The 25,776-nt window shown below is 25.9% G+C and carries 28 protein-coding genes; 5 read left to right on the top strand and 23 right to left on the bottom strand.

Annotation, left to right across the window (positions count from 1 at the left end; genetic code table 11):
- Positions 1 to 43: 43 nt before the first annotated feature.
- The 7 genes from ARA19_RS08555 to ARA19_RS08525 all read right to left on the bottom strand — a co-directional run bounded on the left by ARA19_RS08555 (position 44) and on the right by ARA19_RS08525 (position 7,544).
- Positions 44 to 3,187: a DEAD/DEAH box helicase gene (locus tag ARA19_RS08555; protein WP_055070556.1), complete on the bottom strand. Its 3,144-nt coding sequence runs from the start codon at positions 3,185 to 3,187 to the stop codon at positions 44 to 46.
- A gap of 178 nt (positions 3,188 to 3,365) precedes the next feature.
- Positions 3,366 to 4,190: a hypothetical protein gene (locus tag ARA19_RS08550; protein ID WP_055070555.1), complete on the bottom strand. Its 825-nt coding sequence runs from the start codon at positions 4,188 to 4,190 to the stop codon at positions 3,366 to 3,368.
- Positions 4,191 to 4,287: 97 nt separating this feature from the next.
- A complete protein-coding gene (locus tag ARA19_RS08545; RefSeq protein ID WP_055070554.1) occupies positions 4,288 to 4,905 on the bottom strand; it encodes a DUF4004 family protein in 618 nt (205 codons plus the stop codon).
- On the bottom strand, positions 4,890 to 5,594 hold the full coding sequence (locus ARA19_RS08540; RefSeq protein WP_055070553.1) for a hypothetical protein: 705 nt from the start codon (positions 5,592 to 5,594) through the stop codon (positions 4,890 to 4,892). Before ARA19_RS08540 ends, ARA19_RS08545 begins: the two co-directional genes overlap by 16 nt.
- Before the next feature lie 13 nt (positions 5,595 to 5,607).
- Positions 5,608 to 6,342, bottom strand: coding sequence for a polymer-forming cytoskeletal protein (locus ARA19_RS08535; protein ID WP_055070552.1), 735 nt, complete (start codon positions 6,340 to 6,342; stop codon positions 5,608 to 5,610).
- Between the two features lie 382 nt (positions 6,343 to 6,724).
- Positions 6,725 to 6,877 carry a zinc-ribbon domain-containing protein gene (locus ARA19_RS08530; protein ID WP_055070551.1) on the bottom strand — a complete coding sequence of 51 codons (153 nt, stop codon included), beginning with the start codon at positions 6,875 to 6,877 and terminating at the stop codon, positions 6,725 to 6,727.
- Positions 6,878 to 7,040: 163 nt separating this feature from the next.
- Positions 7,041 to 7,544: a L,D-transpeptidase gene (locus ARA19_RS08525; protein ID WP_242862415.1), complete on the bottom strand. Its 504-nt coding sequence runs from the start codon at positions 7,542 to 7,544 to the stop codon at positions 7,041 to 7,043.
- A 228-nt stretch (positions 7,545 to 7,772) separates the two neighbouring features.
- Here ARA19_RS08525 and ARA19_RS08520 point away from each other — a divergent pair, with 228 nt between their 5' ends.
- On the top strand, positions 7,773 to 8,576 hold the full coding sequence (locus tag ARA19_RS08520; RefSeq protein WP_055070549.1) for an HAD family hydrolase: 804 nt from the start codon (positions 7,773 to 7,775) through the stop codon (positions 8,574 to 8,576).
- Positions 8,577 to 8,701: 125 nt separating this feature from the next.
- A complete protein-coding gene (locus ARA19_RS08515) occupies positions 8,702 to 9,451 on the top strand; it encodes a 3'-5' exonuclease (RefSeq protein WP_242862414.1) in 750 nt (249 codons plus the stop codon).
- 145 nt (positions 9,452 to 9,596) lie between these two features.
- On the opposite strand, the gene pdxT is transcribed toward ARA19_RS08515, so the two are convergent.
- The 8 genes from pdxT to ARA19_RS08475 all read right to left on the bottom strand — a co-directional run bounded on the left by pdxT (position 9,597) and on the right by ARA19_RS08475 (position 17,461).
- Positions 9,597 to 10,166 (bottom strand): pyridoxal 5'-phosphate synthase glutaminase subunit PdxT, encoded by a 570-nt coding sequence (gene pdxT / locus ARA19_RS08510; protein ID WP_055070547.1) that lies wholly within the window; start codon positions 10,164 to 10,166, stop codon positions 9,597 to 9,599.
- Position 10,167: 1 nt separating this feature from the next.
- Positions 10,168 to 11,037, bottom strand: a complete 870-nt coding sequence (gene pdxS / locus ARA19_RS08505) for a pyridoxal 5'-phosphate synthase lyase subunit PdxS (RefSeq protein WP_055070546.1) — start codon at positions 11,035 to 11,037, stop codon at positions 10,168 to 10,170.
- Between the two features lie 293 nt (positions 11,038 to 11,330).
- Positions 11,331 to 11,672 (bottom strand): zinc ribbon domain-containing protein YjdM, encoded by a 342-nt coding sequence (locus tag ARA19_RS08500; protein WP_055070545.1) that lies wholly within the window; start codon positions 11,670 to 11,672, stop codon positions 11,331 to 11,333.
- Positions 11,673 to 12,395: 723 nt separating this feature from the next.
- Complete coding sequence (locus ARA19_RS08495) at positions 12,396 to 12,893, bottom strand: DedA family protein (protein ID WP_055070544.1); 498 nt, start codon at positions 12,891 to 12,893, stop codon at positions 12,396 to 12,398.
- 88 nt (positions 12,894 to 12,981) lie between these two features.
- The gene (locus ARA19_RS08490; RefSeq protein WP_055070543.1) at positions 12,982 to 14,115 is read right to left on the bottom strand and encodes a hypothetical protein; all 1,134 of its coding nucleotides are present in this window, start codon (positions 14,113 to 14,115) and stop codon (positions 12,982 to 12,984) included.
- Positions 14,116 to 14,309: 194 nt separating this feature from the next.
- Positions 14,310 to 15,209 carry an AmmeMemoRadiSam system radical SAM enzyme gene (gene amrS, locus ARA19_RS08485; RefSeq protein WP_055070542.1) on the bottom strand — a complete coding sequence of 300 codons (900 nt, stop codon included), beginning with the start codon at positions 15,207 to 15,209 and terminating at the stop codon, positions 14,310 to 14,312.
- Positions 15,202 to 16,599 carry an AmmeMemoRadiSam system protein A gene (amrA, locus tag ARA19_RS08480; protein ID WP_055070541.1) on the bottom strand — a complete coding sequence of 466 codons (1,398 nt, stop codon included), beginning with the start codon at positions 16,597 to 16,599 and terminating at the stop codon, positions 15,202 to 15,204. The genes amrS and amrA overlap by 8 nt, the downstream gene beginning before the upstream one ends.
- 202 nt (positions 16,600 to 16,801) lie before the next feature.
- Positions 16,802 to 17,461: an HAD family hydrolase gene (locus tag ARA19_RS08475; protein WP_242862413.1), complete on the bottom strand. Its 660-nt coding sequence runs from the start codon at positions 17,459 to 17,461 to the stop codon at positions 16,802 to 16,804.
- Positions 17,462 to 17,813: 352 nt separating this feature from the next.
- Here ARA19_RS08475 and ARA19_RS08470 point away from each other — a divergent pair, with 352 nt between their 5' ends.
- Positions 17,814 to 18,326: a ferritin gene (locus ARA19_RS08470; RefSeq protein WP_055070540.1), complete on the top strand. Its 513-nt coding sequence runs from the start codon at positions 17,814 to 17,816 to the stop codon at positions 18,324 to 18,326.
- A 98-nt stretch (positions 18,327 to 18,424) separates the two neighbouring features.
- Here ARA19_RS08470 and ARA19_RS08465 read toward each other — a convergent pair whose 3' ends face one another.
- Both ARA19_RS08465 and ARA19_RS08460 read right to left on the bottom strand, forming a co-directional pair.
- Positions 18,425 to 18,988 carry a cyclase family protein gene (locus tag ARA19_RS08465; protein ID WP_055070539.1) on the bottom strand — a complete coding sequence of 188 codons (564 nt, stop codon included), beginning with the start codon at positions 18,986 to 18,988 and terminating at the stop codon, positions 18,425 to 18,427.
- Position 18,989: 1 nt separating this feature from the next.
- The gene (locus tag ARA19_RS08460) at positions 18,990 to 19,454 is read right to left on the bottom strand and encodes a MarR family winged helix-turn-helix transcriptional regulator (RefSeq protein ID WP_055070538.1); all 465 of its coding nucleotides are present in this window, start codon (positions 19,452 to 19,454) and stop codon (positions 18,990 to 18,992) included.
- Positions 19,455 to 19,724: 270 nt separating this feature from the next.
- Between ARA19_RS08460 and ARA19_RS08455 the strand changes: the two genes are divergently transcribed.
- On the top strand, positions 19,725 to 20,015 hold the full coding sequence (locus tag ARA19_RS08455) for a hypothetical protein (protein ID WP_055070537.1): 291 nt from the start codon (positions 19,725 to 19,727) through the stop codon (positions 20,013 to 20,015).
- A 108-nt stretch (positions 20,016 to 20,123) separates the two neighbouring features.
- Here the strand turns inward: ARA19_RS08455 and ARA19_RS08450 are convergent, their stop codons facing one another.
- The 5 genes from ARA19_RS08450 to ARA19_RS08430 form a co-directional block, all read right to left on the bottom strand.
- On the bottom strand, positions 20,124 to 20,594 hold the full coding sequence (locus tag ARA19_RS08450) for a Csac_0668 family 2Fe-2S cluster-binding (seleno)protein (protein ID WP_084764394.1): 471 nt from the start codon (positions 20,592 to 20,594) through the stop codon (positions 20,124 to 20,126).
- Between the two features lie 47 nt (positions 20,595 to 20,641).
- Positions 20,642 to 20,839, bottom strand: a complete 198-nt coding sequence (locus ARA19_RS08445) for a helix-turn-helix domain-containing protein (RefSeq protein ID WP_055070536.1) — start codon at positions 20,837 to 20,839, stop codon at positions 20,642 to 20,644.
- Positions 20,799 to 21,629, bottom strand: a complete 831-nt coding sequence (locus tag ARA19_RS08440; RefSeq protein WP_055070535.1) for a hypothetical protein — start codon at positions 21,627 to 21,629, stop codon at positions 20,799 to 20,801. The genes ARA19_RS08445 and ARA19_RS08440 overlap by 41 nt, the downstream gene beginning before the upstream one ends.
- A 24-nt stretch (positions 21,630 to 21,653) precedes the next feature.
- The gene (locus ARA19_RS08435; protein WP_055070534.1) at positions 21,654 to 22,472 is read right to left on the bottom strand and encodes an oxidoreductase; all 819 of its coding nucleotides are present in this window, start codon (positions 22,470 to 22,472) and stop codon (positions 21,654 to 21,656) included.
- Between the two features lie 247 nt (positions 22,473 to 22,719).
- A complete protein-coding gene (locus tag ARA19_RS08430; protein ID WP_055070533.1) occupies positions 22,720 to 23,958 on the bottom strand; it encodes an MFS transporter in 1,239 nt (412 codons plus the stop codon).
- Between the two features lie 526 nt (positions 23,959 to 24,484).
- Here ARA19_RS08430 and ARA19_RS08425 point away from each other — a divergent pair.
- Positions 24,485 to 24,817: an SdpI family protein gene (locus ARA19_RS08425; protein WP_055070532.1), complete on the top strand. Its 333-nt coding sequence runs from the start codon at positions 24,485 to 24,487 to the stop codon at positions 24,815 to 24,817.
- Positions 24,818 to 24,950: 133 nt separating this feature from the next.
- Here ARA19_RS08425 and ARA19_RS08420 read toward each other — a convergent pair whose 3' ends face one another.
- Positions 24,951 to 25,670 carry a hypothetical protein gene (locus ARA19_RS08420; protein WP_055070531.1) on the bottom strand — a complete coding sequence of 240 codons (720 nt, stop codon included), beginning with the start codon at positions 25,668 to 25,670 and terminating at the stop codon, positions 24,951 to 24,953.
- Positions 25,671 to 25,776 lie beyond the last annotated feature (106 nt).

The raw sequence follows: 25,776 nt of genomic DNA, 5'->3' as shown, positions 1-25,776 counted from the left end.
TGGCTCTTCTACACTTACATTAAATATCCTTAATCTCTAGGATTTAATCGAGTAATTCTAACAATTCACTACTTGATATTTTATTTAAATTATTTTCTGCCACATAGTCATCATTGATTATATTACTTATTAAAGCTCTCTTTTCTTCTTGAAGTAATATAATTTTTTCCTCAATTGAACCTCTACTTATTAATTTAATTACTTCCACTCTATTCTTCTGTCCAATTCTATAAGCTCTATCTGTTGCTTGATCTTCAATTGCCGGATTCCACCATGGATCTAAATGTATTACCTCACTGGCTGATGTTAAATTAAGTCCTGTTCCACCAGCTTTTAAAGATATTAAGAATACAGTTGATAATTCCGTTGCATTAAAGTCATTAACAAGTTTTATTCTTTCTTTAGCTGGTGTGCCACCATCAAGATAAAAAACATTCATCTCTTCTTCTTCTAACTTTTTAGAAAGTTCTGTTAATAAGGATGTAAATTGAGAAAATACTAAAGTCTTTATTCCTAGCTCCTTATTAGTTTTCAATATATCCATAAGAGCTTTAATTTTTCCACTTCCCCCTTCATAATCATCAATAACTAGAGAAGGGTCCAAGCATAGCTGTCTAAGTCTTGTAATATAAGAAAATAAAGTTATATTATTATTCTTAGCTAACTTTATTTTTTCTTTTACTTCTTTAACATAGGATTTATAAACCCTACTTTGACTTGGAGTCATTTCAACTATAAATTTCTTATCTATTTTTTCAGGTAATTCCTTAAGTACATCCTTTTTCATTCTTCTCAATATAAAAGGACTTATGAGCAACTTTAAATCCTCCATATTGTCTTTATTATTTATAAATCTATCTTTAAATTTCTCTTCTGTAGATAAATACCCTGGCATTATAAAATCAAATATAGACCATAATTCCATTAAATTATTTTCAATAGGTGTCCCTGTTAAAGCAACCTTAAAATCAGCATTTATGCTCTTTATATACTTAGCACTTTGAGATTTATGATTCTTTATATTTTGTCCTTCATCAATAATCATTGCATCAAAATATATTTCCTTATAAAGCTCTATATCATTCTTTATAGTTCCATAGGTAGTAAGAATCACATTATAATCTGAAAGATTTTCAAAGATTTTATGCCTTTTATCTTTACTTCCATGAATAATTCCAACTTTTAAGGATGGTGCAAAGGTCTTTATTTCTTCCTCCCAGTTATAAATAAGAGTAGTTGGTGTTACAATTAAAGCTTTTTTATATTCTTTTTCAAGTAGAAAGCTTATACTTTGGATTGTTTTACCAAGCCCCATATCATCTGCTAATATTCCACCAAGACCTAAATTACTTAATTCAACTAACCAATTATATCCCACTAACTGATAATTTCTTAGTTTCCCATTAAGTTTTTTTGGTTGTTCTTTTTTCTCATTTACGATGTTTTTATTTAAAAGTAATAATTTCTCTCTACCATCAATAAAATCTAAATTATTTTTACTTATTTTCCCTTCTATATATAATGACTTATTTTCTGGAATCTCAACAACCTTTGATATATTATCTCCATCATGCAATAAATCTACTAAGTTTAAAAATCCAATAACCTCTTCATCTTGTAAATCTAAATAGGAATTCTTAGATGTTCTATAAAAACTTTCTCCTCTTTTAAGAGCCTCTATAGCATTTCCTATATCGTTCTCTGATATATTTCCTATGGAATATTCAAGGCTTAAATGCCCTCTATCTTCATATATAGATGAATATATATGATTTTTCCCAAATAACTTTATCTCATTAAATTCATTAGAATAACTTATCTCTCCAAATTCCTTCAGAGAAGTAAGCCCATCCTTTAGTAATGCATAAACATCTTCATCCTCTCCAATAAAAGAAAATACATCATCTTTTTTTACAAATTTAAGCTTCTCTAAAAACATATCTATTTTTTTAGCTTTTAAAGATCCTTTAAACACATCATTTTTAAATTCTTTAAAATCAATATTTTCACCCAATGCACTTATATCATAGGTACAAAATATTTCTCTTCCCTTCCTGTTAAAATTAAACTTAGTTTTACTTTCTTCTAATATAAAATTCCTCATAGAATTACTAAAAGTAATTTTATTAGACAATCTAGATATAACTTTAAAAGCATCTATGAAGTTATCTTTCTTTAAAATTAATTTATTATTTGAACCTAATATATTGAAAAGTTCTACATATATCTTACTCTGTTCCTTGGTTAATAAATATATCTTTCCATCATATAAAATTGTATCTTTTGATAAATTAAGATTAATAGCCTTAGCTTTTCTATGACTTATTATAATTTCTCCATTATTAAATTCTCCATATAAATCTAAAGGTACCTTTTCTTCTAAAATCTCTATGACTCCATTTATATGCTCATAACTTAATTCAACTTTTTTCCCTCTAAAAAGTTCTAAAAATCTTCTAATTGAACTTTTTAAAATTCTTATATCTTTTCCTTTTATTAAAGCATTAATATCATTAGTTATTAACTTGTTTATATCAATATACTCCTTAAAAAAATCAAAGACCCTTTCATCATTATTTGAAAAGTAATGATTATTTTCACTATAGATGAATTTCGAATTAAAACTATAGCCTCTACCCTCTTCCTTCTCTCTAATGAAATCATAAATAGAGTTTATTAATGCTGTATTAATTCCATCCGTAACCTTTAACTGACAATGATAATAGCCATCATCATTAATATTTATATATTTAAGTTTAGGTATAAGAGAAAGCTTAATCTTAGATTCATCTTTAAAATTATTGAAAAAAGCTTCCTTTTTCTTTATAAGCTTTTCTTTCTTATCTGAACCCCCACTCTTTTTTAAAGCTAAGCTATAAAACTTAAGTACAGTACCAACCATATGTTCACATAAATATCTACTATTATATTTTGAATTTTCCTCATAATCTAAACAACTGCAACTACAACTAATTAACTTACTAGTTTTCACATCTATATTTAAATGAGAATTTAATATAGCCGCACCCACAGTGTTAGTTATACTTCCGTATATATGATACCCTTCTCCTATTCTTTTTCCTTTTACCGAATTAACTAAACCTTTATTAAATAATTCTTCTCCCTTATTTCTTGAAAATGTAGAGCTACTATAAATAATATTATCTCTTAAAGTCTTTAAATTCACTTCCTCCACCTCTTTTCTAAATAATATGTATCTTTTCATATTATACTACAAATATATTACTTAGGAACCTAGGTCTGTTCATCTCTAGCTAGAGTATTACAGGCACACCTCTCTAGATAAATAAAAATAATATAAATTAAGGGCTATACCAAACCTTAATTTGATATAAGCCCTTAATTTAAAATTTATCCAAATCTCTACCGATTACTATACCATCAGTACCATCAATATGAACGAAACTTTTATTATTTTTCTTATCTTCTATTTCAGCAACCCAAGCTATTCTACTTTTATAGTTCTCATACTCTTTATTAGCTGGAACTACTCCTAAATATATATTCTCACAATATTCATCTCCATTAACTAGAACAAATTTTCTTACGATTTTTTCTGCTTCCTCTTTAGATATATTTATCTCATTCATATTATTGCTTATGTCATTATTTATAAAATCTATTCCAATAATACTTTTTAATTTTTTATCAATAGTAACTTTCAATGAATTATATGAAGAAATTATACTTTCTTTCAGCTTAAGATTTAATGAGAAAATTATGAAATCTTCCTCTTCTCTTATACTTTCACTCACTTTATAATTACTTTTATTTATTAATATATTATAATACCTATTTATTCTTTCTTTAATATCTTCTTTATTTAAATTACTATTATATTGCTTTTCCAAAAAACTATCCTTTGTTTTAAAAAACCTAACTTCCCCAGTTAAGTAATCCAATCCAATAATAGCATGTTCAAAATTATATTCATATACATTTTCAATTGCCGAAAAACTTTCTCCTTGCAACTTACCTACATTTAGTTTTAAATTTTCATTTAATTCTTTTATTGTATTACTTAAATTCTTATAACTAATTTTAGAATATTCCTTTTTTATTTCCTCTCCCTTCTTTAAATTACTTTTACTCATAGCATACTCTACACATCCTAAAGTTCTAATAACTAAAACACAACTTAAAATAATAAGAATTCTTTTACCCTTCAAGGAAAAGCCCCCTTTTATGACAACTATTACCTTCTATATATATGCCTTAGGCTTTTCCTCTAAGCAAAGTATTTTAACTTTTAAATTTACAATTTTATTACAATATACTATTAACCTGTTTTTTGATTTTATCAAAATCTATTTCTAATATCTTTTTAGATAATTTGTCCTCTATAATCTCTTCTGACCTACTACTTAAATAATAAAATAGTATTCCTAACTTTCTTTTTAATATTAACTTCTCTCCCTCTTTTATGTCTTCATAGCCAACCTCTATGGCATTTATTAAATCAGAAGCTTCTTCAAAACTTACCATTGATGAATTAATTAAATAATCAAAAATTAAAATTAAAACAAGTTCTTCACTACTGTACTTTTCTTTAATTCCCCTTGTCTCCTCAAATTTTTCTAAGACCATCAATGGAACAATGTTTCGCTCTATTATATACTTTCTTAGTATTTCTGCACTTTTTACATTATTAGAAAATATATTAGCAAGTTCATCTAAAGAGCTCTCATCTTTTAAAGATAAAATTTCTCTTATTCGTACAAGTATTTTTTCCATAGGAAAGAAGGTTTCTTGTCCAGTACTAACACTCTTTTTTATAAACCATTCTTCTGGAATGATTTTTTTTCTCTTCCATCTGTATAATTGTCCATAAGATATACCAGTAAGTTCTAACAGATCTTTTTTTGAAATTAATTTTTCCTCCATAGTTTCTCCTCCACTTCACTATTACTATTTATTTGTAAATTATCTCTATATTCAACTCTTCCTATTTTACATCCTGAATTTATTACAATATTATTTCCTCTAACTATTTTACAGGTAGTATTGGTTAATTCTATATTATCACCTTCTATAATATCACTACATAACCTTCCCTTACTTCCTCTAAACATAAAGAAACTTTTTCCCTTTGTAACCTTTATATTTTCTCCACCAATTTCTTTTATATAAGAGCGATTAAAAAGCTTTAGGTCTATATAGTCTGCTGTCATTAATCCCTCTACATTTGCTTCTCCTCTACCTATAATTCTTTCACTTTCACAATCACCAGAAATATCACATTTACCTAGTATTCTCATTTTCCTACTATTTAGTCCATTTTTAAATTCTGCTTCTCCACTAATTTTAATATTTTCTGAAGTAACATTATCATTAAAAGTTGCATTTCCAGAGATCTTTAAGAAATCCTTTATCTTTACAAAACTTTTAGTACGAAAAGTTCCAGATACCTTCAAAGCATTAGTTTCTATTCCTTTTTCTGACCTTCCATTTCCTAAAATAGATATTCCATTGGCATTTACTTTTCCTAATATATCCCCTTCACCCATAATACTTATTTTATTATAATTACCAGCTCCTACAGTTCCTTCACCCATTATTCTTATATTATTCATTTTACTCTTTCCTTTACTTTAATAAATTTAATTTTCCTGTATAAGTTTTTTTAGCTACATTACTTCCTAAATCAACTTCTATAGTTTCCTTATAATTTACTTCATCAATTGTACATCCTCTTCCAATAATTATATTATTACCTGAAACCTTTTTAGCAACAGTGTTCTCTAAGTATATACTATCTCCTTCTATAGTTTCACAAACTAATTGATTACTAAAGAATTTTCCCACTAGAGGAAGTTTAACAATTTTCTCATCTGTTCTAACTCTTATATTTTCTCCACCTATCTCTTTAACATTAGCTGTTTTATAAAGATAAATATCCACATTATCAGCACTTAAAAGCCCATCTATATTTAATGCTCCATTACAAGTAAAATTATTTCCCTCACAATTTCCTTCAACATTAAAAGCACCTGTTATGGTAGCTCTATCATAGGCACATGAGCCTTCTACTTTTAAATTACCAGAAACCTTAATATCACTAGCAAATAAATCCTTTGTAACTCTCATAGTCCCATTTACTATTAAAGATTCCTTAGTAATAACTCGTCCCTCATATTTCATATGTCCATTGACTTTTAATTCTTCACACTCTAACATTCCATCCCCTGAAGAACTTCCTGATATATCTATTGTATTTGCTTTTAAATTTCCCTTTAATTTTCCCATTCCGTTGATGGATACAGCATTATATTCTCCATCAGTTATAGTTCCAACACCATTAATATTCATATTACTTTTCAAATTAATCACTCCTTGTAACATTGTTTCATTGAATTATAAAAAATTTTAATATATATTTTTTTCTTTTGTACTTACCTCTTATAATATTCATAAACCTTTACTAAGATTCTTCTTAAAGATTATTTTATTTTAATCAATTAACCTTTAAAACATAGTGTATTTCTATATCTAAATACTTTCCTAAACACTACATTAATTATTTATAAAAAATTCGACTTAATTTATATAGAGTTTAAACTCTAGAATAACGAAACATTGTTACGCTATTTACTTTAGTATATTATTAAAGATTTAAAATTGCAATAGTTTTTTGTAAAAAAAATGCCATACTCAATGAGCATAGCATTCTTTTGTAATATATTTAAACTAAATTTAAATTCTATTATCTTCTATTTTGTTGTTGTTTTCTAGCTTTTCTACAAGCTGGGCATCTTGTTGGTTCGTTATCGAATCCTTTTTCTTTGTAGAATTGTTGTTCTCCTTCAGTAAATACGAATTCGCTTCCACAATCTCTACAAGTTAAATTTTTATCCATTTTACATTCCTCCAATTTAAAAATTTAATTAGGTAAGCAGTTCCTCAAATTTAATTGGAGAAAAGATATCTAAACTAAATTTTATTTTATATTTATTTATATTATATCATTCTTTATTTATAAAGTCAATGTTTTTTTCTTTTCTTATCTTCCAATTAATATTCTATTCAATTAATATACAGGTATCCTTTGGAACGTTCATCCAAATCCATTTAGCATTAGGAGTGGCTAATCTTATACATCCATCTGAAATTGCCATTCCTAATCTTCCATCCCTTACTGTTCCATTTAAATTATATATAATTGAGTGAAATAAATAATTTCTTTCTATTTGTGTATAATAAAGACACTTATATCCATTTTTAACTCCAAAATATTCTCCCTTTAACTTCACTTTATAGCTTCCTGTAGGTGTTGGTGTTGAAGGTTTTCCAATAGAGCAAAGATATGACTGTACTATGTTCCAGTTATTATTATTTTTTTTATATACATATGTCATAAACTTATCTCGATTTACATAAACAAAATAATCAGTTTCACTTTTTATTTCTCCATTATTTAACAATTTCAATATTTTAATTTTATCTTTACAAAACATATTTTTATACTTTTTGCACGCATTCATTGCTATATTACATTCATTCTTAACCAATCTTTTTAAATCCATCATAAAACCTTTTATAATTATTAATACTTTATTATTATGCAATTATACTTATTTTTGCTATTAAGTTGTGAACCTCTTAACACTTTAGTAACCTGCTTCTTTAATTCTTGCTTTCAATTTTTACTACTAAATAAAGCCTATTATTGTTTTTCTTTTCTTATTAGTTTATACTAACTTTATTGGGAATAAAAGAGAAATTTATTTCAATTTTAATGGAGGATTTTTAGAATGATAAAATTAATTGCAAGTGATATGGATGGAACACTATTAGATGAAAATGGTAAATTACCAAAAAATTTCTTTAAAACTTTAGATATTCTTATAGCTAATAAAATTAAATTTGCAGTTGCTAGTGGAAGACCTTATTATACTCTACAAGAAAACTTTAAACCTTACTCCGATAAAATTTATTACATTTGTGATAATGGTGCTTATATAGCAGATGGGAATAAAGAAATTTCAGTAAGTATTATTGAAAATCACGCAGTCCAAGCTATTGTAAAAAAATCTTTAGGATTAGAAAATACTGAGATTATACTTTGTGGTAAAAAAGGCGCTTACCATAGACCTTGTAGTGCTAACTTCACTAAAGAAATTAATAAATATTATTTAAAAAAGAAAATAGTAACTGATTTTAATAATATTGATGATGAAATCTTTAAAATAACATTCTGCGATTTAAGTGGTTCTAAAGAAAATTCCTTTAAGCATTTATCACCACTTTTTGGAAAAGACTTTAAAGTAGTAGTTTCTGGTGATATTTGGCTTGATATTACAAATAAGAATATAAATAAAGGCTTAGCTCTTGAAAAAATTCAACAATCTCAAAATATATCATATGATGAAACAATGGCCTTTGGAGATTTCTATAATGACATAGAAATGTTTGAAAAAGCTCACTATAGTTTTGTAATGGCAAATGCTAATGAAGATATGAAAAAATACGGTAATTTCACAGCTGAAAGTAATAAAGATAATGGAGTTATTAAAGCCATAGAAACTTATGCTCTGAATGATTTATTAAAAATTTGATAAATTATTAATAAAACTATATGATAAAATAAGATTAAATTAACCTAAGAATTAATTAATTCTTTAAAATAAAATTAAATTAGCTACTGATCAAATAAATATAGAAATATTTAATTGAGGTGATTATGATGCAATACATAATCTTTGATTTAGAATTTAATCAAAGCAAAGAAACAAAAGAAGAAAGAAAAGATAAAGAAATAAAACTAATGTTTGAAATAATTCAAATTGGTGCTGTTAAAGTAGATAAAAATTTTAATATAATTTCTAAATTCAATACCTTAATAAAACCAATTTTACATACCGAATTGCATCCTTATGTTGAAAATTTAACAAATATAAATATATCTGACCTAAATAAAGCTAAGACCTTTCCTGAGGTTTTTAAAGAATTTATAAAGTTTATAGGAGATGATAATCCTATTCTTTGTGTCTGGGGAACATCAGACATAAAAGAACTTATAAAAAATGCTTCTTTTCATAAACTTCCTTTTAATGTAGTGCCAAAAAAATACATAGATATCCAAAGGTATGCATCTAAAGATTTAAGTTGCGAAAAGGGATATAAAATAGGCTTAAAGACTGCTGTTGAAGCCTTAAAGATTAATACAGATTTAAATTTTCATGATGCTTACTTTGATGCTATTTATACCTATGAAGTATTTAAAAGAATATTTACCCATAAAATTGTAGCTGAATCATATAATTTTGAAACCATCAGAAGAGAAAAAAAGAAAAGAGAAATCATTAATTTTCCTGCACTCTTCAAACAATTTGAGAAAAAATACAAAAGAAACTTAAGTAAAAAAGATATGGAAATGATAAAAATTGCCTATATGATGGGAAGAACTAAGCAATTTTTAAAAGAGAAATAGCTTTCTAAAGCCTTTAGTTATATTTCATAATAAACTTTCACTAAAATTTACTCAATCATAGAAAACTCTATATAGAAATGTTTTATCTGAATTAAGTCTCAGTTTATAAAAATCTATATAGAGTCTCAATTTTTACAATCTCTTATTACTTAAAGCTCGTACATAATTTTATGAAATATTTCATAAAACTCAAATCTTCTGTAAGCTCTGGATGGAAGGCTGTTGCTATTATATTTCCTTCCCTTACAGCAACTATTTTATCTTCAACCTTCCCCAAAATCTCCACATCTCCCATAACCTCTTCCACATAGGGTGCTCTTATAAAGACTAGTTCAATACTTTTATCTATATATTTTATAGTACTAAAAGTTCTAAAACTAGCACTTTGTCTACCAAAAGCATTTCTCTTGATCTTTATATTCATAAGTGCTAAATGAGATAATTCACCATCTATGTCCTTAGCTAATAATATCATACCTGCACAGGTTCCAAAGGTAGGTAATCCATTCTTAATTTTATTTTTAAGAGGTTCCATCAATCCTGTAACCTTAAGAAGTTTTGCTATGGTTGTGCTTTCTCCACCAGGCAATATTATTCCACTTAAGTCCTCCAAATCACATTGATTTCTTATAGCTATAGCTTCATGTCCAAGACTTTCAATTTGCCTCATATGCTCAGCAAATCCTCCTTGTAGGGATAAGACTCCAATTTTCATTTTACCAGCCTCTTTCTTCATATCTAGTTTGAAGCTCTGCTGAATTTATACCAGTCATAGGTTCTCCTAAATCAGCTGAAATTTCAGCTAACTTCTTTGAATCATCATAATAAGTAGTTGCTAAAACTATTGCCCTTGCTCTTTTTTCTGGATTTGTAGATTTAAATATTCCAGAGCCAACAAAAACTCCCTCACTTCCTAATTGCATCATAAGTGCAGCATCAGCTGGTGTTGCAATTCCTCCAGCAGCAAAATTAACAACTGGTAACTTCCCTCTTTTATGAACTTTTCTAACTAAATCATAAGGAGCATTTAAATTTTTTGCTATAGTCATTAACTCTTCTTCACTAGCACTTTGAATTTCTCTTATTTCTTTATTCATTGTTCTCATATGTCTTACTGCTTGTACTATATCCCCTGTTCCAGCTTCGCCTTTAGTTCTTATCATAGATGCTCCTTCTCCTATCCTTCTTAAAGCTTCACCTACATTTGTAGCTCCACAAACAAAAGGGACCTTAAATTCACTTTTTTTAATATGAAACTTGTCATCAGCTGGAGTTAATACTTCACTTTCATCTATAAAATCAATATCTAAAGCTTCTAGAATTTGTGCTTCAACAAAATGTCCTATTCTAACTTTAGCCATAACAGGTATTGATACAGCCTCTTGAATTTCTTTTATCATTTTAGCATCTGACATTCTTGCAACTCCACCTTGTTTTCTTATATCTGATGGAACTCTTTCTAATGCCATAACTGCACAAGCTCCTGCTTTTTCTGCAACAATTGCCTCCTCTTTATTAGTTACATCCATTATAACTCCGCCCTTAAGCATTTGTGCCAAATTCTTATTTACTAGTTCTCTTCCCATTTCAACACCCACTTTTTACCATTTTTTTATTATAATATATCATCTTCTAATTGATATTGCAAATGTATGGGTATATTTCTCCTAATTTTGATAAATTTAAAAACATAAGTTGAAACTTAATTTAGAATGTAAATCAATCTTCATTTAAATTCAAAAATAAATTGCCTATAAATATGGGTTTATTTTAAGCTTATAGGAAATTAAGAATTATAGTCATTAATTGTAAAATAAAAAAGAGATATAAAAATTAACCAAAGACTATTTTTACATCTCATAATTCAACTATATGTATATTATAATTTTTTAACAAATTCAGATTTTAAGCACATTGCTCCAAATCCATCTATTTTACAATCTATGTTATGATCGCCATCAACTAAACGTATGTTTTTAACTTTAGTTCCTATTTTTATAGCCGAAGAAAATCCTTTTACTTTTAAATCTTTTATTACAGTTACAGAATCTCCATCTTTCAATATATTTCCATTAGCATCTTTTACAACTAATTCATCTTCATTACTTTCTACTACAGTTTCTAAGCCCCATTCATTACCACACTCTGGACAAATATAAAGATTTCCATCTTCATAAGTATATTCTGAATTACATTTAGGACAATTTGGTAAATTAAACATCTACATCCCTCCACTTTTAATAATTTACGTTTATATATATTATCATAATAATTATATTTTTACAAATTATATGAATATTAATAATTTTTTTCTACATCTTAATACTTATATAAAATTAATTTCTGTTTATTTTCAAATTTTATATACTTTTTTTATAACTCTCTGATTATTTTAGATATTTATATTTTAAAATTATTGATATTATATTTTTTCGCTTATATTTATACAAAAAATAAACCTATTTATTTTTTTATATAGCTACTTTTTATGCAATCTTTAATTATTTTAAATGGTTCTTAATTTATATTTATTCATTGTAAATTTTAGTTCATTTTTAATTAACATTTTATTAAAATTTATGATAAAATAAAAATATACCAATTTTCTATAGATATATTTTTTATAATATTCACTTTTAAATCATAGGGAAACATACAAAAAAGTATTAATTAAAACTTATTCTGCTCTACATAAAAAATATATTTAATCTATAGTTGATTACATCCTCAAAATTTCATGACATATTATATTTTTTCGATTTACCAATTTTATAGTATGTAAATATACCTATCCTCTCCCAATCAAAGCACTATTTATATACTATAAATTATGATAATATTCGAAGCACATATTATAAAGAAGTTCCTTTGAACTTCTTTTTTACTTTAAAGAAAAAAATCAGAGGTAGCTTAAAACTTCCTCTGAATAAACTTTACTATATAATTAGATAAATGAATGACTAAATGCATATCCAGCATATATAAAAACAAAGTTCCATATAGCTATCCCTGGAATGGAATATAATAAAAACTTTATTGGATTATATCTTAAAATCCCTGATGTTAGAGATACAAGAGTTCGTGCCATTGGTATTAACCTTGCAATAAAATTATATTTACTTCCATATTTATCATTTATTCTATTTATTTTTTCAATGGCTTTTCCCATTTTTTTATATTTTGATGAAAGCTTATCTAAAATTGGATTTCCTCCATAATAACCAATTAAATATAACATAAAACTTCCTATAGTTCCTGCAATTACTGAAATTACTAAAGCCAAAAGAAAATTATGCTCCCCTCTTGCTATTATTATTCCTGTAGCTGGCATTATTACCCCAGCAGGAAGTCCTGGCAAATTTAAATATTCTAACATCACCACTATAAACATTATGGTTAAGCCATAACTTTCTAAATAGTTCAAAAATTGATTTATTTCCACCGAAACCTCCTACACTTTTAAAAATATAAATTTTCTCTTAACTTAATTATCTCTAAAAATCCTTTAAATATACATTTATTATTATGTTCTACATATAAAAAGTAGCATTTTCAGATTGTCCTAAAGACATTACTCCATTGCTCTCCTTTTTTACTTCTCCAAAATTTGTATATTGTCCAGTAAGAGTATTATTCATATAAGCCAGACCATACATATATTCTTGAGAATTATTATTAGATTGAACAGCTATGGATATACTAGGTGGTATTTCATTTTCTGAATTTATTGTTATTGCATTTTCACTTTCGCTTAAATATATTTTACTTTTAACCCCATTAATTATTTGAACTCCAGAAAGGTTATTTCCTCCATTATAGTTAGAATTCGAAAAATCAAGTATAGCAGGATTTCCACCTACGGTTCCATGAAGTATTTTAAGCTTATATATCTTTTCTAATAACGGATTTATCTTTCCTGGAGTATTATTTAGTTCATATTGAAGTTCTAAATTCATTCCAGCATAGCCTTCCTTACTATTATTTACTTGTCTTTGACTTTTATAAGTTCTTGATTCTGTATTAGCTACCAAATTACTTACCTCTTCATAATTTTTACTAGCTATTAAATCTTCTTGAATTCCACTTAATTTATCTTTAAACTGTTGTGGTGTTATAGTATAAGTTAATACTCTCTTTAATTCATTATTGTTATATAAACTTGTAATTGTACCTAAAGCTTCACTATTTAATTGTTTTTTAACGTTTTTTTCTAAAGCTAACATATCATTAATACTAACAACATTATTATATTTAAAACCATTGGCTTCACTAAAGATAGATTTTGTATTATTTGCAAGTTCACAATAATAATAACTATATGTAGCAAAATTCTCATATAGCTTTTCTTCAGCTAATAATGATGTATTATTAGCTGTTTTCTTTTCATCATCAATTAAATTTTCTTTTATTAATAATAATTGATTCATATATGTGTTTAAATTATCAGATGAAACCTTAGGAAAACTTACCATATCATTATTTATATTTGTTGATATAGTGTTAAGTTCATAAATTTCCTTATTAACTTCACTAGGAATACTTTCCTTTCTATGACAAAAATCATAATAAGCTATAGAACCTATTATAATTATAGCTACTATAATAGAGCCTATTATTTTATATTGCCCACTTTTTTTCTCTTTTGTTGTTTTGTTCTCTCCCATTGTTTTTCTCCTTTGTCTTAGTTACTAATAAATTATATACCTTAACAACCAAGAAATAACTACGATTACAAAACAATCTAATATTATTTTTGTAACACTTTTTTTAAATACAGGAAAATCTTTCTCACAAGAAAGTCTATAATTTTCTACCAACAGTCCCTATTTCATCACAATTAAATACACTAATTAACCTATTAATTCATACAATAATCAATTTCATCTTTTGTTAAATTCCCCAAATATATATTATCTAACTTTTCACTTAAAACCTTATAAGCATTCCTCATTTCTTGCAGAGAAGTTGCCTTTTTCTCCATCTTATATCTTGGAAAATATCTAGATATATGTAAAGGTATAGTCCTATCAAGTTTATTTAAAAAGTCTCCTATATCAGCTAAAGTAAAGTTATCTGTATTTTCATCTGGTATCAATAATGTTGTTACCTCTACATGTTTTCCCATTTCCACTGCTATTTTTATAGTTCTTTTTACCTCTTCTAAAGAACCAAAACATAATTTTTTATAATACTCATTATTTCCTTTTAAATCTATATTTAAAGCATCCACATAAGGTAATAAAGCTTTTAATGGTTCCTCACTTATATAGCCATTAGTAACTATAACTATTTTATGATTACTATCTATTTCTTTAATTTTTTTTGCTGTATAATAAACATACTCATACCATATAGATGGCTCATTATAAGTAAAGGCTAATCCTATACTTTCTTTCATATCTAAAGATATTTTTGCCATGTCCTCTGGTGAAACAAATTTACTTTCTGGTCTATACTGAGAAATATCATAATTTTGACAAAAAGAACATTTAAAATTACATCCAAAGGAACCTATAGATAAAATCATACTCTCCGGATAAAAATTATATAGTGGCTTTTTAATTATTGGGTCTAGAGATATAGAAGTAACTTCTCCATAATTTAATGAATATAAGTTTAACTCTCCATCATCACACCTTATAGCTTCTCTGACCTTACAAATTCCTCTATGTCCTTCACTTATTAAGCAATTATGTGGACATAAATTACATCTTATTTTATCGTCTTCTTTTTTATAAAATAGAGCTTTTTTATTCATATTCCTCCTCCTTAAATCTTTCAACCTTAAATCTCTCTAAAGTATAACTTTCTGATGGTAATATTCCACCCTTATTCATTGCAATTTTCACTTGTTCTTCTGAACTATCTATCCCCTCTAAATTTGGAAGTAAAAGTCCTCTCTTATGACCAGATGTTACTATAACCCCATAGTTTTTAGGATCTAATCCATCCATGGTAGTAGGCTCAGAAGGATAAAGTAGGTCTACTGATATATCTATATCCACTAACTCTTCTTTATTAACTGGTTGAAATCTAGGATCATTTAAAGCTGCACTTATAGAATTTCTAATAATCTCTTCACCTAAGGAATCTGTAGTTGGTGCTATAGTTCCAATACATCCTCTTAATTCTCCATTTATCTTTAATGACACAAAAACCCCCTTCTTATCATTTAATAATTCCTTATCCTCCACCTCATCAACAGTCATTAAAGTTCCTCCTGTAAAATATCTTTCTAAGTTCTTTCTTGCTAATTTTGTGTAGGGATTTCCTTCTTCCATTCTTCTCTCATGCTCTTTTTCTTTTTTATGCATAATTGACTCATATAAGTTTCCTTCTCCTTCTTTAAATTGAAAAACTCCATACCCTATTCCAAAAGGCCCTTCATAGCTAAATAATTCAGAATGAATTTTAGGTGTATTTATAGTTCCTGCCAATATATATAATGACCTTAAACCACATTCCCCTGCTTCTCTTATTAAATTTCTATCTATATAAAAAAGCTCTTCTAAATTTCCTTCTGATAATATATCTATTAGCTTTTTATCAAACACCTTTCCTAAAGGACTATATTCATAAGGTCCTTCCTTTGTTAACCTGTGAGATAAATCCCCAGAAGCTATTACTACAACATTTTTATCACATTCTTTTACAGCTTCTTTCACTACAACACCAAACTTCAATAACTCAATTGGTGAAAGGAACCCATAATTTATATGAACTAATTTATGTTTTTTTCCTTTATCAGCATAATATAAAGGAACCATAACTCCATGGTCAAGCTCTAAAGGAATTTTATACATTGTGGTACTATCTTCATTTAAGGCTGCTATTGATATATTTTTTTCATTAGATATTTCAATTATTTTATTAGTCAATTCTAAATCTATATCATAATCAAAACTTACTTCCTTTGCCCCAAATCTTCCTAAATCACCACTTATAGTATTAGATGTTACAATAGAAACAGCATTTCTAAATACTGCACCATGTGGAGAAATAATAATTATAGTTTCTGCATCTAAATCTTTTACTCGTTCTCCAACTAAAGTACATCCTTTAATTGTTTCCATAGCTTCCCCTTCACCATCTTTCCCCACTTCAGGAATAATTATAGGTGGATGAGGCATTAAAAAATAATTTAACATAAAATCACCTTCCTTTTATCTATTTTCACCTAAGTTCTATAATATGATACTAAGGATATTTTATTTTCAATAAAAAAATAGCAACTTAGAATTTTAATATCTAAATTACTATTTTCTTAATTCTTTATTGCTTTTGTAAGTTTCTATTGAAACTTATTTTATCTTATAACTCCTCTCTTCTATAAGTAGGAGATAAATAGTCTCACTCTTCTAGATTCTGAACTAAAGTTTTTATTTCTATTAAATTAGAAACTATAACGTCAGCTTCTTTAAGCATTTCTTCATCTGGTTCTTTTAAATCAGGTGTATGGACAGCAAATATTCCTGCATTTTTAGCTGCTTTTATCCCTGCTATTGAATCTTCAATAACTATAGCATTCTTAGGCTCTACATCTAATTTTTCTAAAGCCTTTAAAAATATCTCTGGATTAGGTTTTGCTTTTTCTATATCCTCACCAGTTATAATAACATCAAAATAATCCTTAAACTTTGAATCCTTTAAATGTTTCATAGCTCGTCCCTTTTTAGCTGATGTTGCTAAAGCAATTTTATAACCCTTTTTACTTAAAAATTCTAACAATTCATAAGCTCCTTCCTTAATGGGAACTTCATTTTCCTCAATATACTTACTTAACTCATAATCCTTTTCCTTATACATATCATCAATAGGCAGCTTTTCACCATACATACTTAAAAACTTTTCCTTAACAACTTTTCTTCCCCTTCCCATAACAAGTAAGTAATTTTCCTTTGTCATTTCATAACCATACTTACTAAAAATACTACACCAGTGTTTTAAATAAAGACTTTCTGTATCAAAAATTACTCCATCCATATCAAATATTACTGTATTTATTTCCAAAGCTATTCCCCCAAACTAATAAAAATTATATATACTAACTTTCCTATGTAAAATTTATAATTCCTATAACTTTACTATTTTAAAAAATTAAGAGTCAAAACTTACACCTTTTCTTAATATTATATGTAACATTATTCTCTTTCTTCAACTTTCAATTAATTCAATTATAAATATTAAGGATAAACTTTAGTAAATTCATATAAAAAACTACATAATTACCTTCTTCTAATAAGAATCTAACAATTCTTATACTTATATCATAATAATTAAAAATATGTTAATTATTATTGTGAAAATTTGATGAAAGTTGTAAAATAATAGTAAAAGTCTTTTATATTAAAGGAGTGTTATTATGTTAAGCAAAAACTTACAAGAAAAACTTAATGAACAAGTTAACTTTGAATTTTACTCATCTTATGTTTATTTATCAATGGCAGCTTATGCTGAATCTGTTGATTTAAGTGGATTTGCAAATTTCTTCAGAATTCAAGCTAAAGAAGAATTAGCTCATGCTATGAAGTTTTATGATTACATATTCCAAAAAAACGGTAATGTTCAATTAGAAGCAATTGAAAAACCTTCATATCATTTTGAAAATGCTTCAGATTTATTTGCTGCTGGTTATGAACATGAGCAACTTGTAACTAAAAGAATATATGCTTTAGCTGACGTTGCTTTTGAAGAAAAAGAACATGCTACAATAAGTTTACTTCAATGGTTTATTGATGAACAAGTTGAAGAAGAAAATAACTTTAATTCCCTTCTAAAGAAAATTAGAAGAGCTGAAGGAAATCCAGCTGCTCTATATATGATAGATGAAGAACTTGCTAAAAGAGTTTTCGTTGATCCTACAACAACAGTTTAATAATTAAAATATTGCATATAAAAAACTGTGTAATACTAAAATTAGATATGATAAAGTATACCTAGCTTTAGTAAATACACAGTTCTTTTTATTGAAGTTTATAGTTCTCCTATTACTCTACATGGTAATCCTGTAATATCAATAAAATTTATAGGATATGTACTAGCTTTAAATAATTTGTATTTTTCTCCATTTAGTACTTTTTCTAAATTACATAGATTTTCTACCACGAAAGCATTATTATCTGCACAATATTGATCTGCTAAATCATGTTCTTTTCCCGCTCTAATACCACAACAATCAATAGCTATAATTGCTACTCCCTTTTTCACTAATTCCTTTATTAAATCCTTTGATAAATTTCTATTACCTTCAAAATATTCCTTTGTTCCATATTCTAGCTTATTAATTATATCTGTATAAAAAGCTACAAACATTCCTTCTTTAACTTTGTTTATATCTATATCAGAAATTTCAATATCTCTATTTTCTATATTGCTAACATCAAAAACTATAGCATCTCTAGATGTATATTCTAGAGGAAATTCCTTATCCATAACATCAAAATGTGTTCCTAGATGTCCTAAATGCTCCATTTTTCCATAATCCATAGCCATTTTCATATGAGCTTTTGTTACTTTTAAACTTAAATCTACTAACATGTTATTTATTCTCCTTTATCTCACTTTTTAAATTATTGATAATTTCCCCAAATAATTTTATAAATAATTCTCTATCTTGAGAATCATTCAAAGCAGAAAGAACCTTTTCTGAAACAGTTCTGTCAAATTCATCATGTTCTTTACTAACTTTTATTCCTTCTTCAGTTAGTTCTAACTTATAAGATCTTTTATCTACATCATTAATACTTCTTTTTACGTAATTATTTTTTTCAAGTTTATTAATTAATCCTGTTAAGGTACTTTTAGGAACTTTAATAACATTGATTATATCCTTTAAAGTAACATTATCATTATGTCCTAATATATTTATTATAGATATTTCATTTTCACTAAACTTATCTAGGTTGCTAAAATCTTTTCCTAAACTTAAATTATTTTTTAAAAATAAAATCTCATGAAATAATAAACTTAAATCATTTACTTGCTTTTCACTATGTTTATCCATAATATGTTCCCTCTCCAAATTAGTTCTTAAACAAAATAGTACTAATTTAGTACTATACTAATATAGTACTACTTATAAAACCTAAAATCAATAAGCAATTTAACTTTTAGCTAATATTTATAATTTTTAGTGTTCTATAAACTGGAGATAAGCAATTATACTGTTCCTTCCTCCTAAAAAATTTAATATTACACTTTAAAGTACACATCATTGTTAAAATACTATTATTATGATAAAATTTCCTTAATTACATAATAGGAGGATTTTATTATGGAAAATTTATTTGACGTACTTCCTACAGCTAAGGAAATATTAGAAAAAAGAGATTCTAATAAAGAAGTTGAAATAAAAAAACAAATAGAATTTTTACTTCCAGAACTTGAAAAGTTAGTAGAATCAGAAAGAATAACTGTAAATTTTGCTGTTATTCAAGAACTTAGAGAAAATTTATATAGCAAAGGCTATAACACTATAGTTAATGGAAATGAAACAATCATAAGCATAAGAGATCCTAAAGAAGATCTTTTTGATGAATGGACAACTTATGATTGTGGTAACTAATAAATTACAAAAAGGATTTTCTAATTACAGAAAATCCTTTTTCACATATACTTCCATACTAATTGTCCACCTATAATGTTCAATAAGAAAATATAATATACTATGTCACTATTTCATACTTAATGCTTTGTCAATAACTTTTTGAATATTAGGGCTACAACATTTACCGAAAGGATTGTTAATCTCACACTGTCCATTTTTCATTGCTCCTGTAAACCTTGCAACATCCTTTATATCTTTTGCTTTATCATTAAGAACTGCATTAATGATTTGCTTTTCTGTTACTTGATTACAGTAACATATATATTTAGGATTAGCGTCTTTTTTATACCAAATAGGAACTTTCACTTCTTGTTTTTTTATTATGATATTTTCATTTAAATTATAATAAACAACATCGCAACTTTCATTTAAACAAATATAGTAATTCCCCTCTTTCACCTTGTTTACAAGGCTATCAAGTATAAAATGTCTGACAGTTATTTCTTTTACTTGTTTAGTATCTCCATTACATATAGGACATACAATAACCTGTTCTATTAAATCAATTGAATTATCTTTACTTTCACAATAAGACATCTTTTACACCTCTAAAATCAAAGCAGTAATACATAATAATTTACTTATTATAAAGAATTTCTCTCCTTATACTCTTTAATTGTCATACCAGTCCAATTTTTAAAAGCTCTAATAAATGAATTAGTATCTGAATAACCAATTAAAAATGCAATATCATCATTAGTCATAGTTTTGTCTCTTAAATAACTTTTAGCAAGTAATTCTCTAGTATGATTTAACTGTTTTATAAAAGTAGTTTTTTTCATTTAATAATTTTCTTTGTAAGGTTCTCACACTTAAAGCAAGTTCTTTTGCTACCATTTCAATATTCCCTTCCCCTCTTGGAATAAGTTCAATTAAACTACTTCTAACACTCGCTGCAAAACTTTCATCCATTTCTAATTCCTTTATTCTCTTTGTTAACTCTGGCTCTAGAAAATTCCACATTATATTGTTTTCTGTTATAAAACATCTTTGAACATCTTCTATTGAAAATTCTATTATAGACTTATAAGATTTATATGGCTTTACTCCAAAAAATTCTTCAAACTTACTATCTTTATATTCATAAATAGATGTTACTTTTTTAGGAACTATATTTACGCCTGTAGCTTTTCTTATAATATTTAACATTAAAATTTGTTCACTAAATATAGTAAACCTAGGTAAGTTTTTATCTTCATTATCAAATTTAAATTCCAAAGTTAACTTTTCTTCATCAACATAAACATCAACAATATATGGTCCTATTAATTTTTTATATTTAGATATTATTTTAAAACACTCAATACCATTTCTTGAACACATACTAGCAAATAAGGATGGTATAAACATAATCATATTTTCAATATCACTATAATTTATCAAACTTTCAGTATCTATAATTTCATCTAGTACATTCATTAAATTTATGTATTGTTCCCTATTTATAACAATATCTTTTTTAGATAAGATTTTTATTGGTATATCAGCTTTTTTAAAGGCTAATTCTCCATTGATACCAATAAACTCTAGGTATTCTAAATATTTTTTATCTAATAAATAAAATCTGGACATAATAACCTCCTTTTTATTACTTTATTAACCTTGAACTCTCCTTATAATCTTGTCAAACATTCTATCTGATAATATTCTTCTTAAAAAGACAACTGGCTTTGCTGAATATCCAATTAGATATCTTGTTTTAGGTTTCTTTACAGTTGCTGCCTTTACAATTGTATCTGCAATTACTATTGGGTCTGTTAATTTACTTCCACTATACGTTTGCTTAATATATTCACTAGCTTTATTAGCTTCTTCAGCATATACACCATTTGCAGAAGATTTTTTTAAGTTTTCTGCTGCAATTCCACCCCACTCTGTTTTTATTCCACCTGGTTCAACAACAACTACATCAATTCCAAAAGGCTCAACTTCTAATCTCAAACAATCACTAAATCCTTCAACAGCAAACTTTGTTGCATGATACCATGCTCCAAATTTAGTATAAATTTTACCACCCATTGATGATATATTTATTATTTTACCAAACTTATTTTTCCTCATACTTGGTAAAACTAATTGTGTCATTCTTGCAAGTCCAAATATATTAACTTCCACTTGTTTTCTAGCCTCTTCCATGCTAACATCTTCAACAGCACCATAATATCCATATCCTGCATTATTTACAAGTACATCTATTCTTCCTTCTTTACTCATTACTTTATTAACGCAATTTACCATTGATTCTTCTTTAGTTACGTCAAGTTCTAATATATTTATTCCATGCTCTTTTAGTTTTTCTAATCTATTTAATCGTCTAGCTGTAGCATAAACTGTAAATCCCTTTTTTCTAAATTGCATAGCAGTAGAAAATCCTATTCCACTACTTGCTCCTGTTACAAGAACTACTCTATTCATAAAAATTCCTCCTAATTTCTTAACTCATTGTAGTTCTTATTATAATATCTCTAAATAATAATTATAATAGCATAAAGTGACATTTCAAATTCAAATTACGCCATGTTCTATAAAACCTATGTTACCACTTAATATGTATTATTAAATTAATTTAATAATACATATTCTCTACTTATACTTTTCCTATTAAGAGAAATATTGAACTTATTCTCTATCTTCTGAAATACTAATCTATAGACTAATATCTCTAATTTAATAAGTACTTTCCTGATATAATTGTAGATACCAATATCAAAATCCCAGCTAAAAAAAATCCTATACTTACTGAATATTTATTAAAAACAATTCCAAAAACCATTTGTCCTAAGGGCATCGCTATTAGCAAAATTGTACTAAATACAGAACCTACTCTTCCTAACAAAGAAATTGGAGTTTCTTTTTGAATTATTGTTGTTAAAGCTAAATTTCCAGTAGAAGAAATTAAATTTAATAAAAATGCAATTATTAATAAATTTAAATATGGTATTAAAACTCTATTAAATAGCTTTAATACCAATGAATTATTTAAAATAGATAATAAAATTAAAAGCAATGAAACTATAAAAATATCTATAAAAATAATCTTAGACAATTCAACCCTTTTTAATAAAAACTTACATAAAAACGGTGAAAATACAATTGAAATTAAGCTTATAGAATTTAATATACCTAATTGATAATCGGTTATATGTAAAACTATCTTACCTAAATAATTAAAACCTACAGATATAACTGGTATATATGCAAAATTAATTATCAATCCTAAAATAACAATTACACCTAATATTTTTTTAGATTTTATAAAATCTAATCCCTCTTTAAATTCAACCAAAAAAGTAGATAAATTTAAGAATTTATCATTTTCTATTTTGGGCAATCTTATAAATCCAAAATTTATAGCAGCTATTAAAAAGCTTATACAATCAATGAATAAAATAATATTTAGTCCATAGATACCAAATAAAAATCCAGATAATATTGGCGCAAATAATAAAGCTATATTTTTACATATACTATTAAATCCATTAGCATCAACCAGATGTTCCTCCTCTATTATGGAAGGTATTATCGTACTCACTGCTGGATTAAATATGGATGAAGTAATTGCAAGCAAAATTACTAATACATATATTCCCACCATAGATATCTTTTTATTTTCTAAATATATAAAAATATTTATTGAAAGAACAAAAAAATCTATTAAGTTAAGTAATATAATAAGAATTTTTTTATTTAGTCTATCAACTAATACTCCACTAATTGGACTAATTATAATTGGAGGAATTGCTGAAATTGACAAAAGAAATGCAAATTTAATTGCAGATCCAGTTATAACTAAAACATATAAAGATAAAGCAAAATTTAAAGCTTCAGTACCTATTAATGAAATTAAATTACTTAATATTAAAAGTAAAAAACTTTTATTTTTTAATAAAGCAAAATTCATATTCTTCTCCTAAGTTTATTCTTTTTTAATAAGAATGTTCATACTTAAATTAAACTTTCTATAAACTTCCCTTTTCATTTATTCTTTTTAGTATTTATTTTAATATTACACCCAAGTTCAATGAATTTTAATGACATTTTAGAAACATTCAATAATACAATCCTCGTATTATTTTATCTATAAAATATCTTATATCCACTTAAAATTATTTATTATTAATTATCTTCCTTATCTAAATATTTAGTATGTTATAAAATACTTAATATGTTTTAAAATGATTCAATTGTAGTTAAAATTATATATAAATTTCTTATTGCTCTAATTTATTCTTTTTTTCTATTCCTTGTTAAAATAAATCCAAAGTAAATTTTCGCATAAATATATTTATATAATTATTAGTTTTATAATAATCTAACGCTCTATAAATTAGAAATAAATAAACCTGAACACTAAATAACTTCTACTAAAATACAGATAAACTTTCCTCTAGCTATGAGGTAAAATCTTAGTTTATAAGGAGCATATTATGAATACTTTTACCTTTTCAATAGTACCAATGCTTTGCATCGTTCTTGGATACCTTGAAATATATTATTTTTCTAAAAATATAACCTCCCATATAGGTTATAGAACACAGCTCTCTAAAAAGAATCTTAAAAATTGGAAATATGCACAAATTTACTATGGTAAACTTTTAATTCTTAATGGGTTCTTATTCTTACTAATAAATAATATAATAGGTTTATTAAACTTAAAATTAGGTAATAACTTCAACATAGTTACCCTGTTAAGTGCACTTACTTTAGGATTTTTAGTTGAAAAAAATTTAAATAAATTTGATAAAGAAAATAATAATTAAAATATTCTTTTCACATAATTAATTGATATAAATACGCAAAATTAAAGGAATTAGTAAAAATCAATTTACCAATTCCTTTATTTTAAAGACTTTTTTTATTTATGATTTATAACAATATAAAAATTAAATTATGCTATTTAATTAAGTAAGTGCTATAGATTTCAGAATAATTTTTTCCTCCACCAAAAATATAAATCTTAGAATTATATAATATAATAGTTGGAATTAACCCTTGAGGTTCTAAATTTTCTATCTCTGAGTTACTTAAAGCTTGTTGAGATACAAAAAGAACATTAAGCATATCACTATTTCCTAATATCCCCGTTGCACCATCTTCTCCAAAAAGTACCCTTGAACTTACCTTCTTAATATAATAATGTGGATTAGAAATATTAACTCCATTAAATTCATAAAGATTATTTGAAATTCTTAACTCTTTTCCTGTCATTGATGGATAATCACCTGAAATCCCTTCTATAGAATATCCAATAGAATTTGAAACTTTCCATGTTCCAAAATAACTCTGAACAGTAGAATTATTGCCCAAATTACTTACAGTCTTAACTTCTTGCTTTGTTACTATATTACTTTTATTATGATCTGTAAAACCATTAACCCTAGTTACATTATTACTATGTATATCTTCATTAGTATTATTTATGTTACTATTCTGTGTAGTATAACTACTATCACTATTATCACCACTATTATTATAAGTAATATTATTAGTACTGTTTACATTATTGCTATTACTCACATTATTAGTATGAATATCCTTACCAATCTTATATCCTAAAAAGAATAAAACTCCAATAACACATATAGATATTATCAATATTATGCTTTTCTTCATTTGTAAAGTACTCCTTTATAAACCTTTATTTCTATACATAAAATATATTTTAATGTACTCTTCAACTTGTTAGAAATTATATTGTGCTATTTAAAACCATAAATCC

Source organism: Clostridium massiliamazoniense, assembly GCF_001403635.1.
Taxonomy (GTDB): Bacteria; Bacillota; Clostridia; order Clostridiales; family Clostridiaceae; genus Sarcina; species Sarcina massiliamazoniense.
Note: the sequence above shows the minus strand (reverse complement) of the source record. Positions and strands in the feature narration are given on the sequence as shown.

What these genes read in the sequence shown, in the direction of transcription:
- ARA19_RS08450 (WP_084764394.1), bottom strand. Translation starts at nt 20,594, where the DNA reads ATGTCTTATTGTGAAAGTAAAGATAATTCAATTGATTTAATAGAACAG.
- ARA19_RS08500 (WP_055070545.1), bottom strand. Translation starts at nt 11,672, where the DNA reads ATGTTTAATTTACCAAATTGTCCTAAATGTAATTCAGAATATACTTAT.
- ARA19_RS08540 (WP_055070553.1), bottom strand. Translation starts at nt 5,594, where the DNA reads ATGAATAATATAAGAATAATGGGTGAAGGAACTGTAGGAGCTGGTAAT.
- ARA19_RS08460 (WP_055070538.1), bottom strand. Translation starts at nt 19,454, where the DNA reads ATGGATAAACATAGTGAAAAGCAAGTAAATGATTTAAGTTTATTATTT.
- ARA19_RS08490 (WP_055070543.1), bottom strand. Translation starts at nt 14,115, where the DNA reads ATGGGAGAGAACAAAACAACAAAAGAGAAAAAAAGTGGGCAATATAAA.
- ARA19_RS08435 (WP_055070534.1), bottom strand. Translation starts at nt 22,472, where the DNA reads ATGAATAGAGTAGTTCTTGTAACAGGAGCAAGTAGTGGAATAGGATTT.
- ARA19_RS08465 (WP_055070539.1), bottom strand. Translation starts at nt 18,988, where the DNA reads ATGTTAGTAGATTTAAGTTTAAAAGTAACAAAAGCTCATATGAAAATG.
- pdxS (WP_055070546.1), bottom strand. Translation starts at nt 11,037, where the DNA reads ATGGGAAGAGAACTAGTAAATAAGAATTTGGCACAAATGCTTAAGGGC.
- ARA19_RS08430 (WP_055070533.1), bottom strand. Translation starts at nt 23,958, where the DNA reads ATGAATTTTGCTTTATTAAAAAATAAAAGTTTTTTACTTTTAATATTA.
- ARA19_RS08530 (WP_055070551.1), bottom strand. Translation starts at nt 6,877, where the DNA reads ATGGATAAAAATTTAACTTGTAGAGATTGTGGAAGCGAATTCGTATTT.
- ARA19_RS08520 (WP_055070549.1), top strand. Translation starts at nt 7,773, where the DNA reads ATGATAAAATTAATTGCAAGTGATATGGATGGAACACTATTAGATGAA.
- ARA19_RS08515 (WP_242862414.1), top strand. Translation starts at nt 8,702, where the DNA reads ATGATGCAATACATAATCTTTGATTTAGAATTTAATCAAAGCAAAGAA.
- ARA19_RS08545 (WP_055070554.1), bottom strand. Translation starts at nt 4,905, where the DNA reads ATGGAGGAAAAATTAATTTCAAAAAAAGATCTGTTAGAACTTACTGGT.
- ARA19_RS08445 (WP_055070536.1), bottom strand. Translation starts at nt 20,839, where the DNA reads ATGAAAAAAACTACTTTTATAAAACAGTTAAATCATACTAGAGAATTA.
- amrS (WP_055070542.1), bottom strand. Translation starts at nt 15,209, where the DNA reads ATGAATAAAAAAGCTCTATTTTATAAAAAAGAAGACGATAAAATAAGA.
- ARA19_RS08470 (WP_055070540.1), top strand. Translation starts at nt 17,814, where the DNA reads ATGTTAAGCAAAAACTTACAAGAAAAACTTAATGAACAAGTTAACTTT.
- amrA (WP_055070541.1), bottom strand. Translation starts at nt 16,599, where the DNA reads ATGTTAAATTATTTTTTAATGCCTCATCCACCTATAATTATTCCTGAA.
- ARA19_RS08420 (WP_055070531.1), bottom strand. Translation starts at nt 25,670, where the DNA reads ATGAAGAAAAGCATAATATTGATAATATCTATATGTGTTATTGGAGTT.
- ARA19_RS08425 (WP_055070532.1), top strand. Translation starts at nt 24,485, where the DNA reads ATGAATACTTTTACCTTTTCAATAGTACCAATGCTTTGCATCGTTCTT.
- ARA19_RS08525 (WP_242862415.1), bottom strand. Translation starts at nt 7,544, where the DNA reads ATGGATTTAAAAAGATTGGTTAAGAATGAATGTAATATAGCAATGAAT.
- ARA19_RS08440 (WP_055070535.1), bottom strand. Translation starts at nt 21,629, where the DNA reads ATGTCCAGATTTTATTTATTAGATAAAAAATATTTAGAATACCTAGAG.
- pdxT (WP_055070547.1), bottom strand. Translation starts at nt 10,166, where the DNA reads ATGAAAATTGGAGTCTTATCCCTACAAGGAGGATTTGCTGAGCATATG.
- ARA19_RS08455 (WP_055070537.1), top strand. Translation starts at nt 19,725, where the DNA reads ATGGAAAATTTATTTGACGTACTTCCTACAGCTAAGGAAATATTAGAA.